This is a genomic window from Paenibacillus sp. FSL R5-0701, assembly GCF_037973995.1.
Lineage (GTDB): Bacteria > Bacillota > Bacilli > Paenibacillales > Paenibacillaceae > Paenibacillus.
Genome location: NZ_CP150230.1, coordinates 1,888,905 through 1,907,056, shown reverse-complemented (window position 1 = coordinate 1,907,056; position 18,152 = coordinate 1,888,905). Strand labels below are relative to the sequence as shown.

Here is an 18,152-nt window from a genome sequence, read left to right as displayed (position 1 = left end):
ACAGAATTCGCCTGTTTCTTTGTCCCTACCTGAAAATATGGGTACTTGCACGAGAACCAATGTAAACATGAAAAAGTGGCTGGGTAACGATCAAGAAAACAAAAAAAGGCCCGCACAAGGCGGACCCTTTTATCAAGCTTTTGGATAGTAAATTGACATATTGCAAGTTTACCTTTTACCCGGGTCATACGCTTCACCGAGTGCAGACGGAGCCGAAGAACGTCCAACCGCTGCAACGAGAACGATGATGGTAAGCAGGTAAGGCAACATGAAAATAATTTCCTGGGGAATACTTTGTGACCATTCAAACAACTGTACATAGTTTCGTATCGCTTGTGAGAATCCAAAGAAGACAGCCGCACCAAAGGCACCAATCGGATTCCACTTACCAAAGATCATAGCTGCAATGGCAATATAACCTTGGCCGGAAACCGTATTGTGTGAGAATGTACCCGTAGTCGTCAACGTAATCGCAGCTCCACCAATAGCGGCTAGTGCACCACTGATCATAACGCCAATATAGCGATAACGAAGCACTTTAACACCAACCGTATCCGCCGCACTTGGATGTTCACCTACAGAACGAAGGCGCAGACCAAATGGTGTTTTGAACATGATGTAATACGTCAGGAATACGAATAGAATGGCCAGATATGTCGTTGGATATACGTTCTTGAAGAAGGCTTCTCCCAGCAAAGGAATGTCTTTCAACAATGGCACATCAAACTTGCTGAAGCCTTGAACCAACGGTGAATCGCCAGAACCTTCAAACAACAGTTTAACCAAATACAACGTACTTCCTGCTGCCAAAAAGTTAATGACGATACCACTGATAATCTGGTCTGCCTTAAATGTAATAGACGCAACGGCATGAATCAGCGATACCAGTACGCCCAATACAATCGCGAGCAAAACCCCCATCCATGCCGATGTCGTTCCACCCATGCCCGCTTCTTGAGCATAATGTGCCCCGATTCCAGCTGCAAAAGCACCAAAAACCATAAAACCTTCAAGTCCAAGGTTGGTTACACCTGATTTTTCCGAAAAAATTCCGCCGAGTGATGCAAAAATCAATGCCGTAGCAAAGACAAGCGTCGTATTGATAATTTGCCCAATTGTCAACAAGTCCATCTACAACACCTTCTCTTTCTTACGCTTCGAATAGAACGGTTTGAGTATCCAGCGCACGATGCCTTGTGCCGCAATGAAGAAGATAATCGAACCGATCACAATCCGAATAATCTCAGGCGGAACATCCGCAGCAAAACTCATACCTGCAGATCCGTACGTGAGGGTACCAAACAACACTGCCCCCAATAACACCCCAAACGGATGATTCAAACCAATCAGGGCAACCGCAATTCCGTCAAAGCCTGTTCCCGGTGAACCCGACATTACGGTTTGGTATTGGAACACACCAAGAACCTGGAATGCACCACCAAGACCGGCAAGCATACCACTGATAAACATCGCTTTTACGATATTCCGGTTAACATGCATACCTGCATATTCAGCCGCATTAGGGTTGTAACCTACCGCGCGGATTTCATAACCTTGTTTTGTTTTCCACATATAGATATAAAAGAGCACAGCCATCACAAGAGCAATCAACGTCCCCATGTGTACACGGGAATTGCCCATCAGTTCAGAGAGCCATGTCAAACTAATCGAAGCCGATTCGCTGATATCCACGGAACGATTCTCGCCCTTCAACAGCAAGAATTGGCGAACGATAAGGTTGGCCAGATACAGACCAATCCAGTTCAACATGATACTACTGATAACTTCATTGACCCCACGTGCCGCTTTTAAATAACCAGCAATAGCGGCCCACAGACCACCAAACAATGCACCGGCAATCAAAGCCAGTGGCGCATGAAGGTAGATCGGCAAACCTGCAAATTTAACACCAACAAATGTTGCAGCGGTCATACCAACGAGAAATTGACCTTCTCCCCCGATGTTAAACAACCCTGCACGTGATGCAAATGCAAATGCAAGTCCAGTCATAATTAGTGGTGTCATTTCCCGTACTGCTTCACCAAAGTTGTACATGTCGCCAAATACCTTGGTGAACAATGCACCATAGGCTTCAATTGGATTGTAGCCACCAATCAGCATGACAACTCCACCGAGAATAAGACCCATAATAATAGCTACTACAGGCAAAATAAATGAATCTCGGGTAAACCATTTCAATACGTTATTCATGCGCAGTACCTCTCTTTTGGGTGCTGCCCGCCATCATCAAGCCGAGCTCCCTATCATTGGTTTCTTCCGGCAGCACCTCGCCAACGATCTGTCCTTCATAAATAACAGCAATTCGGTCAGATACATTGATAATCTCATCAAGCTCAAATGAAATCAGCAGAACAGCCTTCCCTTGATCGCGCTGTGCAATCAGTTGCTTTTGCACGAACTCAATAGCCCCTACATCCAAACCACGTGTTGGTTGCGCAGCGATAAGCAGTTCAGGGTTTTTATCAACCTCACGGGCGATAATGGCTTTTTGCTGGTTTCCTCCGGACAAGGACCGAGCCTTGGTCTCGATGCTTGGTGTACGCACGTCAAATGCCTCAACAAGTCGTTTTGCCTGCTGTTTGATGGCATCAAAGTTAAGGAACCCTTTACGGGTATATGGTGCTTTATAATACGATTCCAGAACGATATTTTCACTCACTGAAAAATCAAGTACAAGTCCGTGTTTATGGCGATCTTCCGGAATGTGGGCTACACCCGACTCCGAGATATGGCGTGGAGAATGATTGGACAGCTCCTTGCCCTCCAAAAGAATCGAACCGCTCTCTACTTTACGAAGTCCGGTAAGGGCTTCAATCAGCTCACTTTGACCGTTGCCATCCACGCCTGCGATTCCGACAATCTCTCCTGCACGTACGTTCAGGTTAAGTTGGTTCAGAACCGAAATACCTTCTTTATTCTTGGCCGTTAATTTACTGACTTCGAGCACATTGGCTCCAGGTGTAGCCGGTTTTTTGTCCACTTTGAATGTGACATTCCGCCCCACCATTTTCTCTGCCAGTTCATTTGGATTCGTTTCCGAAGTTTTGACCGAATCAATCACTTTACCCCGACGGATAATCGTTACCGTATCGGAGATTTCCATGATTTCTTTCAGTTTGTGCGTGATCAAAATAATGGACTTTCCTTCAGCTACAAGCTTCTTCATGATGATCATCAGTTCTTTGATCTCTTGAGGAGTCAATACGGCTGTAGGCTCGTCAAAAATCAGAATGTCTGCACCGCGATACAACGTTTTAACAATCTCTACACGTTGTTGCATTCCGACAGAAATATCATGAATTTTGGCATGAGGATTCACCTTAAGTCCATACTGTTCGGAAAGACGCTGAACTTCAGCCGCTGCTTTTTTATAGTTAATATTGAGACCCTTCGTTGGTTCAGATCCCAAAATAATGTTCTCTGTTACCGTGAACGGCTGTACAAGTTTAAAGTGCTGATGCACCATGCCTATGCCAAGATCGATCGCTCGGTTAGGGCTGTCGATGATGACAGGCTTGCCATTCACTTCAATGGAACCTTCATCTGGCTGATATAGACCAAATACAATATTCATCAACGTTGACTTACCAGCGCCGTTTTCGCCCAGTAGCGCATGGATCTCGCCTTTACGAAGCTGAAGGCTGATGGCGTCGTTGGCAACAATGCCTGGGAAACGCTTCGTAATTTGTTTTAACTCAACGACGGGGGTTGCTGCACCCATGTAATCACCCTTATAACTGATATAGTGTGGTTCCGCAAACGTAAAAAAAACGTCTATCGACGTACTTTCAAAGAAGACAGACCGCGCTTAGCTGAAGTTTTTCTTGCGATAATCGAATGGTTCAGCTGATTAATAACATATCAATTCCATTATCTTAAGAAAAGCTCCTACCGGAGCGTTGGTGCACAGTGACCTTGTACAATTGTTATGATGACTTGATCAAATGTTCCTGTTCTTGCAATCATAAGGCCGGTCAAGACCGGCCCCAATGATTATTCATTTGCGACTAAGATCAAAATTACTCCGTAGGAACTTTGATTTCGCCGCTGATGATTTTTTCTTTGTACTCTTCCACTTTTGCAAGTGTATCAGCAGATACATTGGCAGTAGAGGTATCAGCAATACCTACGCCGTTTTCTTTCAAAGTCAGGTTCTCGGAACCACCAGCGAATGTACCATCAACTACTTCTTTGTTAACGCGCTTAACTGCTTCGTCAACTTTTTTGATCATGGAAGTCAAAGTGATCTCATCGCCAAACTCAAGAGATTGGTCTTTGTCAACACCGATAACCCATACATCTTGACCTTGTTTCTTACGAGCACTTGCTTCGTTAAACACACCGTTACCTGTTGCGCCAGAAGCGTGGAAGATAATATCTACGCCTTCATTGTAAAGTGTTGCTGCTGCTGCTTTACCCAAGTCAGGTTTATCAAATGCACCTGTGTAGTTAGAAATGAATTGAGCATCAGGGTTAACTGCTTTAACCCCTTCTCTGAATCCTACTTCAAACTTTTTGATCAGTGGGCTTTCCATACCGCCTACAAAACCAATTTTGTTGGATTTTGTTGTCAGACCAGCCACAACACCAACCAGATAAGATCCTTCTTCTTCAGCAAATGTTACGGATTTAACGTTAGGAGAATCAACAACACTGTCGATGATCGCGAGTTTAGCATCAGGGTTTTGCTCAGCTACAGTTTTGATTGCATCAGCCAATTGGAAACCGATACCCCAAGTCAGATCATATCCGCCTTTAACGAATTCGTTCAGGTTAGGAATGTACTCTTCATCGGATTTACTTTGCAGATATTTAACAGCAGTACCTGTTTCTGTTTCAGTCGCTTGCAGAGCTTCCCAAGCGGATTGGTTAAAGGATTTGTCATTAACTCCACCTACGTCAGTAACCATACCGATTTTGAGGTCGGATTTCGCTTCAGTGGATGTGCCACCTGTATCTCCTCCGGCATTTGTTTCTTCTTTCGGTTTGCTACCGCAACCTGCGAGCATAACCGATACCGCCAGCAACATTACCAAAGACAAGCTGAGCATCTTTTTCATTTCTCTTTTTCCCCCTTAATGATATATCCCTCATTCCAATCCAGCCTACAATTTGAACGGTTAACAGATAGCAGGAATGACTTTTATGCAGAATGTATGGTTTCTTCGACATTAAAAGCGCATTCTCACCCTTGAAGCATCCTATCATCTGTCGAAAAACCGAACATTATGACATGGAGAGAAAAATCTAGGACTAGCCTACTAGAGGTGATTATACAATCAACCAGTGTTAAAATCCAGATGTTTCATCACCAAATATCACATATTTTTGTTCTTTTTTTATTGAAAACGCTTAATAATTTAGCGTTTTAACACACTAACGTTACAACGATGTGATGTTATATAACAAAAACATATCGCGAACTTTAGTGATGAGTGGAATTTACCTGTTTTTATTTGTATTATTTCACCGTTCGTATTTTATGTATTCTCATGGACCATTATTCATCAGTTATCTGGTTTCATTGTTCCCTTCCAGACTACAGCCTATTCGCTCTACTCATTCAGAGATTCATCTCCGAATTTCTTCCAAGCCGTAAAAAAAGCCGCCATATAGGTACGGCGGCTTGTATCATACAATTTAAGCGTTGATTTTGCCTTTAGCTACAGTAGCCAAAGAGTTGAACGCATTGATGTCGTTAACGGCCAGATCAGCCAACATTTTGCGGTTCATGTCTACTCCAGCAAGTTTCAAACCATGGATCAGTTTGTTGTAAGACAAACCATTCATACGTGCTGCAGCATTGATACGAACGATCCACAGTCTGCGGAAGTTACGTTTCGTGTTGCGACGGTCACGGTATGCGTATACCAGGGATTTCATTACTTGCTCGTTAGCTGTTTTAAAAATACGGTGTTTGGAACCGAAATAACCTCTTGCCAGTTTCAAAACCTTTTTATGACGACGACGTACTACAAAACCGCCTTTTACTCTTGCCATATTAAAGAACCTCCCAAATAAATATAAATGTATCCGTGGTATGTGTACGGCCGTAGCCGATCCCCCATACGGAATCTACTAATTAGAATTAGCCTTTCAAGTTAGCCAAGCCTTGTTTCAAACGTCTAACATCCCCGGCAGCCATAACTGGGTTACCGTTCAGAACGCGCTTAGCACGTTTGGATTTGTGGGAAAGCAAGTGGTTTTTGTGAGCTTTGTAACGAAGGACCTTACCGGAACCGGTAATTTTGAAGCGTCCTTTCAAACTGCTGTGTGTTTTCATTTTAGGCATTTTGTGTTTCCTCCTCCAATGTTATCAGGCTTTAGGAGCCAAGATCATGATCATACTGCGGCCTTCCAATTTCGGTTGACGTTCAACAGTACAAAGTTCTGCAACTTCTACCTTAACGCGCTCCAAAATCCGTTGACCAATCGCGGCATGTGCAATTTCACGTCCGCGATAACGAACAGAACATTTCACTTTGTCGCCTTCGTTCAAAAACTTAACTACATTACGAAGCTTCGTTTGATAATCGTGCTCCTCAATATTGGAACGGAACCATACTTCTTTAATATCAACAATTTTCTGGTTCTTACGGGCTTCTTTATCTTTCTTTTGTTGCTCATAGCGGAATTTGCCATAGTCCATAATACGACACACCGGCGGTTTAGCCTGTGGTGCCACATTGACCAGATCCAAATTCAGGTCAATCGCCATTTGCAGTGCTTCGCGAATGGGCGTAATCCCAATTTGTTCTCCTTCAGCTCCGACAAGGCGTACTTCCTTCGCCCGAATCTCATCATTAATCATGTGATCTTTACTAATAATCGTCCACCTCCAGGTCATTTTGAATATCCAGTTACACAAAAATAAAAGGGATGCCGGTCAAGCTACCGACATCCCTGTAATCAACACAATTCTTCATGAGTATACACTTCATAAATTATTGGGATCGTTGACCAGCCAACATGTTTGTTGATCAGGTGAGAAGTCGGACTTCTGCTTGTGATTCCATTGCTATTCGCTTTAAGGCACTTGAATACTATATCACCCATGAAATACATTGTCAACATTCTTCACAACTTTTTTTCGTGAATTACACATTTGTGATATCAGATGTCAACAAAGTATCGCGTGCATGTTCCTTACCCTTGTTTGCTTTGCACCTCATCCAACCGTACAACACGTGTATGTTGAGTGTGGCTCCACTGTTTGTTGTTCTGCGTAAAGAAAGCGTAGAACGTAATCGGGTACCAAGACAGTAGGTAGATCGGGAACAAAATCAGATATAGATAAACTTTGGCAAAGGTAACTTTCTCCAGCGCCATGGACAACAGGAACGTCAGAATGTTCAAACCAATAGCCACGAACCCAACCCATAACGGGAAGTATCCATAAATATTAGCAATGTGCGGACCACTGAATATAGCCATGTCTACCCACATCACAGCCGTCATCAGGAACGTAAGCAACACCACATAGACATTGGCTCCATAGATAGCAAGGTCAAATTTCACCAGGCTTCTTTCCTTAATGGACTGCCAGAGCAGCGGGAAGAAGTATCTACGCGCAACTGTAAAGTGACCTTGCATCCAGCGCAGACGTTGTCTCGCTGAAGCTTTGAATGTTAATGGCTTCTCATCAAATACTTTGGCGTCATAGTTGAAAACAGGATACACATTACGTTGCACACTGCGCATCGTAAACTCCAGATCCTCAACCAGACTTGTTGCACCCCAGCCAATTTCCTTCAACAGGTTGGTCTCAAAGCACATTCCGGTTCCTCCGAGGAAATTCGCCATATTCAAGTTATGACGAGACAACTGCCACAGACGGTTGATGTACCAGTAAGATACTCCGTAAGCTGCAGTAATCCAGGAATCCTCCGGATTTTTTGTATCAATGTATCCTTGGATAACACGTGAACCATTGTTCAAGTCATCATTCATCTCAAGCAAGAAGTTACGGTCAACCAGGTTATCCGCGTCAAACATAACAACTGCGTCATACTGACGTGGCAATTTCCACAGGTACTTAAGCATCCATTCGATGGCATACCCTTTACCTCTCAGATCGGCGTTGGTACGTACACATGCGTTTAATCCATGCTCTCTGACAATTTGAGCCGTTCCATCCGTACAGTTGTCACAGATGACAAACACATCGTACAGATCTTCCGGATAGTCAAGTTGTTTCAAGTTCTCCATCAAAGCACCAATGACTTGTTCCTCATTATGTGCTGCGACGAGTACAGCGAATGATTTTGTCGCCGGATAATGTTTCTTTTTCTTTTTCTTAATCAGACCGAACAGCGAAAACGTGAATTGGTACACGGCTAGCAGTGCCAGAATGACCTGCATCGTGACGAATATAGCGTCCAACATCGTTCTCTGTTACCCCCTTTTTTTCAAAACCCAGTTTACTCAAGCATTTCTCTTCCTGATTCTGCAATTTATTTTTTTTTGATCTGCAGAATATGACCCTGTTCTTTTGTGTACTACGTGAATATATCAGGCAATGTTTCAAAGCTTGGTTGCTATCAGTTGGCTGCTTTATCGATTCTGTATCCTTTTCAGTCATTTGTCAAAACCCCAATTCCACTTTCTGAAGCAGAAATGTGATCTTTAAACGCTGAATAGACACTTCGTGATACCGCAACCTCGCATTCATGCCTGTTATATCTTATTTTCAGCCGTTTACTTGATTTTTATTTCTAAAGTCCCTGCTTTTTTCATCAGCATGTTATTCTTCGTCAGAGGCTCTATAACAAATAACGCAAACAGACCTCAAAAAGTTTGAAACAGAACTCACATTTTTTTACCTCATTTCAGCCATGTTGAATCATTGTATCTTTTTTGGCTGGCCCAAGTCAAAAAGTTAAGATGGGTATATATCCACTCTTTAACATGAATTTTACGTTCTTTACATGGGTTCTTCTTGAAAAGGACAACATTTAAAAATATGATAAACATATACCTGAAATAACCTCAAGTTCATGAAAAACGGTTATATACTAATCAGGACGAAACCGGATGTAGAAAATCACCGGAAATAATGCCGCCATTACGGGCGGCCTGACTGGCAGGAGGCCAATATGAGCCGTTTATTCTTAAAGTTTCAAGATTATGATCGAAATGTTTTTATGTGGATCAACGGCCGGCTTCATAATCGTTTTATGAATTTTTGGCTGTATTATTTCACCCATCTGGGTGGAGCAACTTCTTCTATTGCAATATCACTGTTAATCTGGCTGCTTGCTCCAGCTCCATGGAGCACAACAGGACTTCAGGCTTGTATCGCTCTTGCGGTCAGCCACATTCCTGTAGCCATCGCGAAAAAATTGTATCCCCGCATTCGACCTTATCTGGCCTTGCCGGATACAATTACGTTCCGTAATCCCCTGACGGATCACTCGTTTCCTTCAGGACACACAACTGCCATTTTTTCGGTCACGGTTCCCTTTATGACCACTGATCCGATCTTATTGCTAATATTGTTGCCTGTGGCCCTTATTGTCGGATTCTCTCGAATTTATCTGGGATTACACTATCCTTCCGATGTTCTGGCAGGTGCCACAATAGGTACTTTAGTCGCACTTGCAACAGTTGCATTCTGGTCTTAAAGCCGATATGTTTAGACTCAGAAAAACCTAGCAGGAACAGGTGAAGCAAGCGTGGAGAAAAAAAGAGTATTACTATTATCTGAAGGCTTTGGTACGGGTCATACTCAAGCCGCCTATGCACTGTCCAGCAATTTGCGAAAGCTCTCGCCAGACGTGCAGACAAAAGTGCTTGAACTGGGAAGTTTCTTAAATCCCAAGGTTGCACCTCTGATTATAACAGCATACAAAAAAACGGTTACCAATCAACCCAAACTTGTCGGATACGTATACAGACACCAATATAAAAAATCATTGAACAGGCTGACAACACTGGCGCTGCATAAACTGTTCTATACACATACACGCAGCGTTGTTCGCCAGTTACGTCCCGATGCGATCGTCTGTACACATCCGATTCCAAGTGCTGTCATATCCAGACTGAAGCGTCTGGGTGTACAGGTTCCCCTATGCACAGTCATCACCGACTATGATGCACATGGGACGTGGATTAACCGTGAAGTAGACCTTTATCTGGTTTCTTCAGATGAGGTTAAGTCCAAACTAATGCTACGCGGCGTACCTACAGACAACATTCGAGTCACGGGTATTCCGGTGCATCCGAATTTCTGGGAGCATCCCGGGCGAGAAGAGATTAGAAGCAGATTCAACCTCAAGAACATGCCCACTGTACTTGTGATGGGCGGCGGTTGGGGAATGCTCAGCGACAAGCTGGTCCATCCGCTGCTGACACGCTGGCATGAAGATATTCAGATCATTTTTTGTCTGGGTCGCAATGATAAAGCACGGATCAGCATGGAACAGAACCCCATGTATCGCAAAGAAAACATTCATATTTTGGGATACACCAACGAAGTGGACAAATTGATGGAAGTATCCGACCTGCTGATCACCAAACCTGGGGGAATGACATGCAGCGAAGGCTTGGCCAAAGGAATTCCAATGTTGTTCCACAACCCTATACCTGGTCAGGAAGAAGAAAACGTCCACTATTTTACCGCAAGAGGGTTGGGAGAACCCATAACATCGCTCGACGTAGTGGTCAAATGGATGAACAAGCTGTTGCATCACTACCCGGATGTTGTACGTAAACGCAAACGTCATCTGGCGGAAATCGCCAAGGTTCATCCGCTGCAGAGTGCTCAAAGTATTATCGATCTGCTGGAGGACGTTCGTCCTTCATCCGCAGAAGAGGCCCGTTTATGAATTTATCCCATTAGGATGTCGCTTCCCGTATTCTTCGTCTAATCAAGCCTCTAACCAACGGCTTCAAACAAGACTGCAACCACATTGAAAAGGTGCCTTCGAATCCGAAGGCACCTTTTCTTTATGAAGGAAAGTACAAACTATTGTATGCCTGTAGACTTCAAGTACTCCTGCCACTGCTTGGTGTAATCTGCCTGAATTTTTTCCAATCCTGCTTGTTTAGCCTTCTCCATAAATGTGTTCAATCCAGCCTCTACGTCTGCCACCAAACCTACATTAAGCGGATACAAATATTGTTTTTCCACTTGCTCCAATGCAGCCTTCTCGGCTTGGTACGGAGTCCAGTCTTCAGCAAATCCTGTAAAGATATCCGGCTTTTTGATTTTGTCGAGATCTTCAAACATGGTCAGGACATCATCAAAGGTTTTATCATAGAGCATGAATTCCGGATTACGCCAAGCCCAGCCATTCATGCCCTCACGCGGGAAGCCGTTTGTTTGTGCATCTCCGACCATTTTGTAATATCCATTATCTACCTCGAAGTTTTTGCCTTCAATACCGTATTCAGTCAACCAATTATATCGTTTGTCTGTCACAAGTTTCTCATAAAATGCCAATGCTTTTTCCGGGTTTTTACTGCTACGCGGAATCGCAAAACCATTGTGGATCGGGTGAACCGGTTGTGCAAACCCTTTCGCATTCGGGTAAGGGAAATAAGCCAGTTTCCAATCTGGATGCGTAGACTGTACCTTGATTACATCTGCATTAAATTTGTTAGGGTTTTCCCCGGACAGAACAACGGCCGCTTTTCCATTTTGCAGCAACGAGTTGGATGTATCTTTTACATTCAGTACGTTTTTCGGGAAAAATCCTTTGTCCATCCAACGTTTGTATGTTTTCAGGTCTTCCAGGTGTTGCGCGGATCCCCAATAGGACGTCACAGTTGATGGTGTGTCATACATAATATCCAGTCCATATGGAAGTTGACCTGCTGTATTAACCAGCTTGGATGTCAATTGACGAATACCATGGGTATGGTTGGCATTGCTATCCGCAATCGGAATCATATTGGGTTCGTTGGCTTTGATGCCCTCCAGATATGCTTCAAGCGTTTCCAAGGATTCCGGTTTTGGAAGATTGTACTTCTCGCGCAAGTCCTCACGGTACGCAATTCCCTCCGTTACATACTCAATCCAAGTTGATGGAACAGTATAGATTTTGTCATTGATTTTGACAGCATCCCACATGTCATCAGGGACATGAGCTTTCAGTGCTGGCGCTGCTGTAGGCAGCATTTCATCCAGTGGCAGAAACGCGCCCTTCTTGGCATAGGACTGGTAGAATGTCCAATCCGCTGTGAAGATCAGATCGATCGGCTGTCCGGAAGACAGCAGCAGTTTATATTTTTGATCCCAGTCGGTCCATGAGGTGTAGTTGAATTTCACATTGACGTTCAGATCAGCCTCCGCCAGCTTATTGATCTCGGATTCAATAACAGGCAGATCTTTGGGAGCATCCCCAAGCATGTAAAATTGAAGTGTGACTTTCTCTCCTTTGTTCCCGGATGTTCCTCCTTGTTCACTTCCTTGCTTCGATCCCCCCGAACCGTTATTACATGCGGCAAGTACCCCGGCGAACAACATCAGGGCAAGTACCAGAGACAGGTGCCGAATTGTTTTGTTACGCATACGCATCCTCCCTTTTTGTGGTGAACCTTTATATGTTAGCGCAGACTCGCCATGTTTCAGACCGGAAATGATGTCAATGGCCTGACGCCCACAGCGTGTTCACGTTCTAACCTTTCACTGCACCAATGGTGAGTCCTTTAACAAAATAACGTTGTACAAACGGATACAGGAACAAAATCGGTCCCGTTACAACGATAGCCATTGCCATCTTGGTTGATTCGGTAGGCACATCCTGACTGAGTGTGATCCCTGTGCCAATTGCCATCTGGTCAATGAAAGTAATCGTGTTCATCGTGTTGTAGAGATAAAATTGCAGTTGGTACATATCCGGGTTGTTAATGAAGAGGGATGAGGTAAACCAGTCATTCCAGTAACCCAGTGCCAGAAACAGACCTACGGTGGCGATACCAGGCATCGCCAGTTTCAACACAATGCTGACATAGATGCGGAAGTCATTCGCTCCATCAATTTTGGCGGACTCAATCAATTCATCCGGCACTGCCGAGCGAATGAAGTTTTTCATCAGGATAATGAGGAATGGCGTCATCAACCCCGGGAAAATCAGTACGGTGTACGTATCTGTGAGATTGAAGTAGTTCGCCAGCATAATGTACCAAGGTACAAGTCCCCCACCAAACAGGGTTGTGAAGTAGATAAAAAACGAGAATGTGTTCCGATATTTAAAATCCTTACGCTGGAGCACAAATCCGGCCATCGTGATGAGGAACAGCCCTAGCGTAGTTCCCACCACCGTTGTAAAGACCGTTACCCCATAAGCCTTGAGTACCTGAGTCGGGAATTTGAACACCATTTTGTAACCTTCTAGGGAAAAGTCCGTTGGAAAGAGGTGATAACCATCCCTCACAATGGACTCGTTGCTGCTGAATGAACCGGATAGAATCAGCAGAAACGGTAGCAAGCACATGATTGATAAAATGATGATGAAGCTGTAGGAAATCAGTTGAAACATGAAAGTGAATTCCGAATCTCTGAGACGAGTATTCGTACGAGTGTGAGTATTCATTGGCGTGTTCATGATCGTTCTCCCTCCTGCCCTGCGGGCGTTCTAGAACAAGGCGTAGTCCTCATTTACTTTGCGGATAATATAGTTGACGGTCATGATCAAAATGAATCCAAACAAGGACTGATACAGACCCGCAGCCGTTGCCATCCCGATATCAAACGTTACTTTCAGTGAACGATACACATACGTATCAATAATATCTGTAGCGTTGTACAATACCCCGTTGTTACCGATCAGTTGATAGAACAGGTCAAACTGCCCCTTCATAATGCTGCCGAGTGAGAACAACAACAGGATGACAAAGGTTGGCTTCAGCATCGGTACCGTAATGTACCAGATCCGCTGAAATATATTGGCCCCGTCGATTCGGGCGGCTTCATAATACTCATCACTGATCCCCGTTATGGCGGCCAGATAGATGACCATGCTGTATCCAAGATTTTTCCACAGATAAAAGATGATGATCAGGAACACCCAGATCCAGGGTGTGTTATAAATGTCGACCGGGCCGGCCTCAAAACGTTTGAGCACCGTGTTCACAAAACCCGACTCGTAGTTAAACATGTTGTAAGCGATTACACTTAATAGTACAAATGAGATGAAATACGGCAAAAACATGACGGATTGCGTAATTTTTTTGAATAACCTGCCCCGGATCTCGCTAAGCATAATCGCACAGAAGATCGCAAGACCGTTACCTAATATAATGAAGGCGAGATTGTAACCCACGGTATTGGTTGTGAGCTTGAGCAACATTCCGGATTGCCACAGGAACCTAAAGTTCTCCAGACCGACAAATGGACTACCAAATAATCCGCCTTCAAAATCATACCGGGTGAACGCATAATAGATGCCGATCATCGGAAAATACGAGTTAATCAGAAAAAAGATCAGCGTGGGCAACAGCATCAGAAACATGATTTTGTTTTTGTTCAATTCTTTGAGCATGGCTCGATCCCTCCCGAATTTCTTGCGGTGCTGCGTGGTGGAGCTCTCTTTTTATTGTAGATGCTCTCTTCACTCACGGATACTGAAGCTTCCCTTCAGAAAATGAACGATTCTGCGAAATGAACTATGAACAAAATGAACGAACCATGAAATGAATAGACATCCACACACATCCGTTCACAAATGTTGATATCGTGCATAGGCTACACCTAGTGAACAATCCAGCGAAAGTTGAACTTTATGTAGGCAAAACAAGCAAAATGGCTTGTCCACCATTGATGTAAACGCATACATAATATATAATTCAAGTTACTCTTGCTCTTCTGCTCATCCATATATTAAGCCTCACGTATGTACATGAATTTCTATGTTATTCACCCAAAACAGGAGGTCCGAGGGGGAAGATGAATGCGTAAACGTTCAGAGGACAGTCAGAAAGTCTTCACACGGATTCTGATCGGCATTATTATCAGTACCGTCGCTACCTTACTTGTCGCTTCTTCTATTTTGTACGTCAACTATAATCGGATCGCTCTTCGCCAGGTGTATCGTACAGATATGAACAGTCTTACTCAAACCAGCCGTGAAGTGGCCAAAATGACCGAGACTGCGAAATCATTGTCATATCAGATTTATCAGGACTACACCATCTCTTCATTACTGCTCTATTCCAAACCAAATATCTATGAGATTACATCGGCGATGGAGCAGCTAGACAACTACCGTATGTCCCTTCCCTTTATCGAATCCATCTATGTATATAACTCCAAAAGTAAAGAATTCTTTATCAGTTCCAACATGCGCAATGGGCAGCAGTCCATCTCGGAGATCGATGATCAGGGGATTACAAACATCCTCCAACGCTTCCATGACTATAAACCTTTTGTGCCTATCCCGCGTACATATCAGGTCGGCTCTACCGAAGCAACAGAGGTTAACAGCTACACCTATCTCTGTTATGACACGATTAATGATAACGCGAAGCTAAACTATGCTGTCATCGTTAATATCAAAGATGATTGGCTCAGTCCGAATATGAATGCTGTGGATCAACCCGGCAAAACCTTTATCGTGAATGAGAATGGAGACCTTTTATCTGACTTTGGCGACCGTGCATTGATGAGAAATCTCTCCAGTGAAGCTTTTATGAAGCCAATTATGCAGGATACGGAACAGTCAGCTTACTTTACCGAGAAGGTTGACGGAGAAAAATCCCTCATCACCTATACCGCTCCCGATGACCTGGGTTGGCGTTATGTGAGAATAACACCTTATGATCTGATCACCTCAGATATACGGAGCATGCGCACACATACCGTTCTGTTTTGTGTTGGACTTCTCTTCGCAGGGTTACTGCTCTCTTACCTTGTGTCCCGAAAATTATATCACCCTATTGATAAGGTGATTGTTCGTTTACGTGTGATGGAAGCAGAGCGCCGTGGCAGTCTTCATTTGTTACGGCAGGATTTTCTGCGGGGAGCTCTGCAGGGCCGTGAAACAGTAACTGGAGGTATGCTGGAAGAACGAATGAAGTTCTATGGTTCCTCCATTGATGTTCAGCGTGCATCCAGACTGGTATTGCTGCGTATTGATCATTTTACCGAATTCAGCGAAACGTATCGTGATGAGACCCAGCTTGTAAAATACGCCATGATGAACATCTGCACCGAGACAGCCGATCTTCACTACAATGCGGAAGCTGTCGACATGGGCGGTGATCTGATCACACTCATCTTCAATGAAAAAACGGAAAGCCATGAACTTGGGCAACCTGCTCATAACCGGATCGAAGAGCTGCTACGTATGATGCAGGCAGCTGTAATGACCCATTTGAAATGCTCCATCTCCTGTACGATCGGCACGGAAGAAGATTCATTGGAAGACAGTATTGCATCCTATACCAGATCAGCCGAAGCCTCACTGCATCGTTTGTTCATGGGACCGGGCTGTCTGATCTATACCTCTGACATCATGGCGTATCACGCCAAGGAGTACGCATTCCCGGCAGGTAAGGAAAGACAACTAGTCGATCATCTAATGACAGGTAAGACACGAGAAGCAAAACAAGTCTATGCAGACATCGTCGGCGAGACAGCCGCATATCCATTTACCGTCTTCCAGCTAGCCTTATCCCATCTGACGATGACACTGAACCATGTACGAAATACCCTCAAGAAGAATAATCAACTCACGCTTGATTCAGTCTCGGATGGTCTAATGCTGCCTGTCAAAGACGCGGAAGACATCAGTGAAGTACATGAACACTTCTATCGGATGTTTGATGAGCTTGGTTCCAAAGTGGAGGAGAAACGTACACTGAAACATGAAGAATTGATTCGTAAAATCAATGGCATTATTGAGCGGGACTATGCGGAGCCCAATCTATGTCTAACTTCTATCGCAGATGAGTTGAGCATGTCGCCCATCTATGTAAGCAGGCTCTACAAACAGCTTACCTTGAAAGGGCTTACGGACGTGATTAATGAAACCCGCATAGCCAAGGCCCAGCATCTGCTGGTAGAGACAGAGAACTCTGTTGCCGATATTGCCGAGAGAACGGGATTCACCAACAGTTCATACTTCTATCGCATGTTCAAAAAGTTCAACGGGGTTACACCAAACGATTATCGCCGCAAAGAGTTTCATTCAGAGAACTTTTGAAATCATCCCAGACTTGAGTTTATGGAGCATGGCATATTGATTGTTCATGCAAAAAAAGAGCGACCTATGAGAATGAAACCATTCACCTCATGTGTCGCTCTACCTAATTGAGTTTAAGTTAGATTTTTCGAATTATTCCTGTTCCTGATCTTCACCAGACTCATCAGAAGCTTCACGAACTTTATACTTGTCCAGACGTGTCTGCTGATACTCACGCAAGGCCTCTTCACCCACAATCACTTCAACCCGGTGAATGTTCATACCTTTACCCATGAATTTCTGCTCGTACTCCGTCATCACATGTTCTTCATTCAAACCATCACGATGCAGATTCAAAGAAATATTGGTCATTTGCAGGCCGAAGTCGGCAATGGCGTTGAGTGAGAAATCAAACAGCGTCTCCGAATCGGTTTTGAAATGAATCTGACCTTTGGGATTAAGCAATTCTGTGTATTTCTTCAGGAAGCGCGGATGCGTCAACCGACGACGTGCATGCTTTGCTTTTGGCCAAGGATCACTGAAGTTCAAATAAATGCGCTCCAGTTCTTCCGGTTCAAAAACTTCTTCGATCTGTTCGATATTTGCCAGCGCAAGCTTCAGGTTAGGGGGTGTCTCCACATCAGCCTGACTCCACGCATTACGAGCTTTCTCACTGGCACGACGCACCAGTTCATCATACATATCAATACCGATGAAATTAAATTCCGGATATTTATAACTCATTTGGCTGATAAATTGACCTTTACCCATACCAAATTCCACGAAGATCGGGTGATCATTGCCAAACAGTTCAGACCATTTTCCTTTATGTTGCTTGGGGTCCAGTACAACAAGATCAACTTGTTGCTCCAGATTTTCTCTTATCCCTTTTCTGCCACGTAAACGCATTTTATTCCTCCGTTTGTCCCATACTTGTCTCAGAACTATTTTGCCGAAGAACTGGCAAATTGTAAAGAGCAATGAAAAGGGAATCTTCGGATCTGC

The 18,152-nt window shown here is 44.1% G+C and carries 15 protein-coding genes; 3 read left to right on the top strand and 12 right to left on the bottom strand.

The features are described from left to right. Nucleotides 1-168: 168 nt before the first annotated feature. The 8 genes from MKZ13_RS08995 to MKZ13_RS08960 form a co-directional block, all read right to left on the bottom strand. A complete protein-coding gene (locus MKZ13_RS08995) occupies nucleotides 169-1,131 on the bottom strand; it encodes an ABC transporter permease (protein WP_091014847.1) in 963 nt (320 codons plus the stop codon). Beyond that, the gene (locus MKZ13_RS08990) at nucleotides 1,132-2,211 is read right to left on the bottom strand and encodes an ABC transporter permease (protein WP_036610168.1); all 1,080 of its coding nucleotides are present in this window, start codon (nucleotides 2,209-2,211) and stop codon (nucleotides 1,132-1,134) included. Continuing rightward, entirely contained in the window at nucleotides 2,204-3,742 is a 1,539-nt protein-coding gene (locus MKZ13_RS08985) for an ABC transporter ATP-binding protein (protein ID WP_036610171.1), read from the bottom strand. Before MKZ13_RS08985 ends, MKZ13_RS08990 begins: the two co-directional genes overlap by 8 nt. 298 nt (nucleotides 3,743-4,040) lie before the next feature. After that, entirely contained in the window at nucleotides 4,041-5,081 is a 1,041-nt protein-coding gene (locus MKZ13_RS08980; RefSeq protein ID WP_221822889.1) for a BMP family ABC transporter substrate-binding protein, read from the bottom strand. A 580-nt stretch (nucleotides 5,082-5,661) separates the two neighbouring features. Continuing rightward, entirely contained in the window at nucleotides 5,662-6,021 is a 360-nt protein-coding gene (gene rplT / locus MKZ13_RS08975) for a 50S ribosomal protein L20 (RefSeq protein ID WP_017689664.1), read from the bottom strand. An 88-nt stretch (nucleotides 6,022-6,109) separates the two neighbouring features. Continuing rightward, nucleotides 6,110-6,313 (bottom strand): 50S ribosomal protein L35, encoded by a 204-nt coding sequence (gene rpmI / locus MKZ13_RS08970; RefSeq protein WP_017689665.1) that lies wholly within the window; start codon nucleotides 6,311-6,313, stop codon nucleotides 6,110-6,112. A 24-nt stretch (nucleotides 6,314-6,337) separates the two neighbouring features. Then, nucleotides 6,338-6,832, bottom strand: coding sequence for a translation initiation factor IF-3 (infC, locus tag MKZ13_RS08965; RefSeq protein ID WP_017689666.1), 495 nt, complete (start codon nucleotides 6,830-6,832; stop codon nucleotides 6,338-6,340). Nucleotides 6,833-7,167: 335 nt separating this feature from the next. Next, on the bottom strand, nucleotides 7,168-8,406 hold the full coding sequence (locus MKZ13_RS08960; protein WP_036610177.1) for a glycosyltransferase family 2 protein: 1,239 nt from the start codon (nucleotides 8,404-8,406) through the stop codon (nucleotides 7,168-7,170). 710 nt (nucleotides 8,407-9,116) lie between these two features. On the opposite strand from MKZ13_RS08960, the gene MKZ13_RS08955 reads away from it, so the two are divergent. Together MKZ13_RS08955 and MKZ13_RS08950 are read left to right on the top strand one after the other, a co-directional pair. Continuing rightward, nucleotides 9,117-9,644, top strand: a complete 528-nt coding sequence (locus MKZ13_RS08955; protein ID WP_017689668.1) for a phosphatase PAP2 family protein — start codon at nucleotides 9,117-9,119, stop codon at nucleotides 9,642-9,644. A 51-nt stretch (nucleotides 9,645-9,695) separates the two neighbouring features. After that, nucleotides 9,696-10,847, top strand: coding sequence for a glycosyltransferase (locus tag MKZ13_RS08950; protein ID WP_221822887.1), 1,152 nt, complete (start codon nucleotides 9,696-9,698; stop codon nucleotides 10,845-10,847). A 140-nt stretch (nucleotides 10,848-10,987) separates the two neighbouring features. On the opposite strand, the gene MKZ13_RS08945 is transcribed toward MKZ13_RS08950, so the two are convergent. From MKZ13_RS08945 to MKZ13_RS08935, 3 genes are all read right to left on the bottom strand, one after another. Further along, on the bottom strand, nucleotides 10,988-12,535 hold the full coding sequence (locus MKZ13_RS08945; protein ID WP_339183459.1) for an extracellular solute-binding protein: 1,548 nt from the start codon (nucleotides 12,533-12,535) through the stop codon (nucleotides 10,988-10,990). Nucleotides 12,536-12,641: 106 nt separating this feature from the next. Beyond that, a complete protein-coding gene (locus MKZ13_RS08940) occupies nucleotides 12,642-13,571 on the bottom strand; it encodes a carbohydrate ABC transporter permease (protein ID WP_237176235.1) in 930 nt (309 codons plus the stop codon). 30 nt (nucleotides 13,572-13,601) lie between these two features. Beyond that, on the bottom strand, nucleotides 13,602-14,507 hold the full coding sequence (locus MKZ13_RS08935) for an ABC transporter permease subunit (RefSeq protein WP_237176236.1): 906 nt from the start codon (nucleotides 14,505-14,507) through the stop codon (nucleotides 13,602-13,604). Nucleotides 14,508-14,915: 408 nt separating this feature from the next. Between MKZ13_RS08935 and MKZ13_RS08930 the strand changes: the two genes are divergently transcribed. After that, a complete protein-coding gene (locus MKZ13_RS08930; RefSeq protein WP_339183456.1) occupies nucleotides 14,916-17,168 on the top strand; it encodes a helix-turn-helix domain-containing protein in 2,253 nt (750 codons plus the stop codon). Nucleotides 17,169-17,300: 132 nt separating this feature from the next. Here MKZ13_RS08930 and trmB read toward each other — a convergent pair whose 3' ends face one another. Continuing rightward, nucleotides 17,301-18,056, bottom strand: coding sequence for a tRNA (guanosine(46)-N7)-methyltransferase TrmB (gene trmB, locus MKZ13_RS08925; RefSeq protein ID WP_076252463.1), 756 nt, complete (start codon nucleotides 18,054-18,056; stop codon nucleotides 17,301-17,303). Between the last annotated feature and the right edge of the window lie 96 nt (nucleotides 18,057-18,152).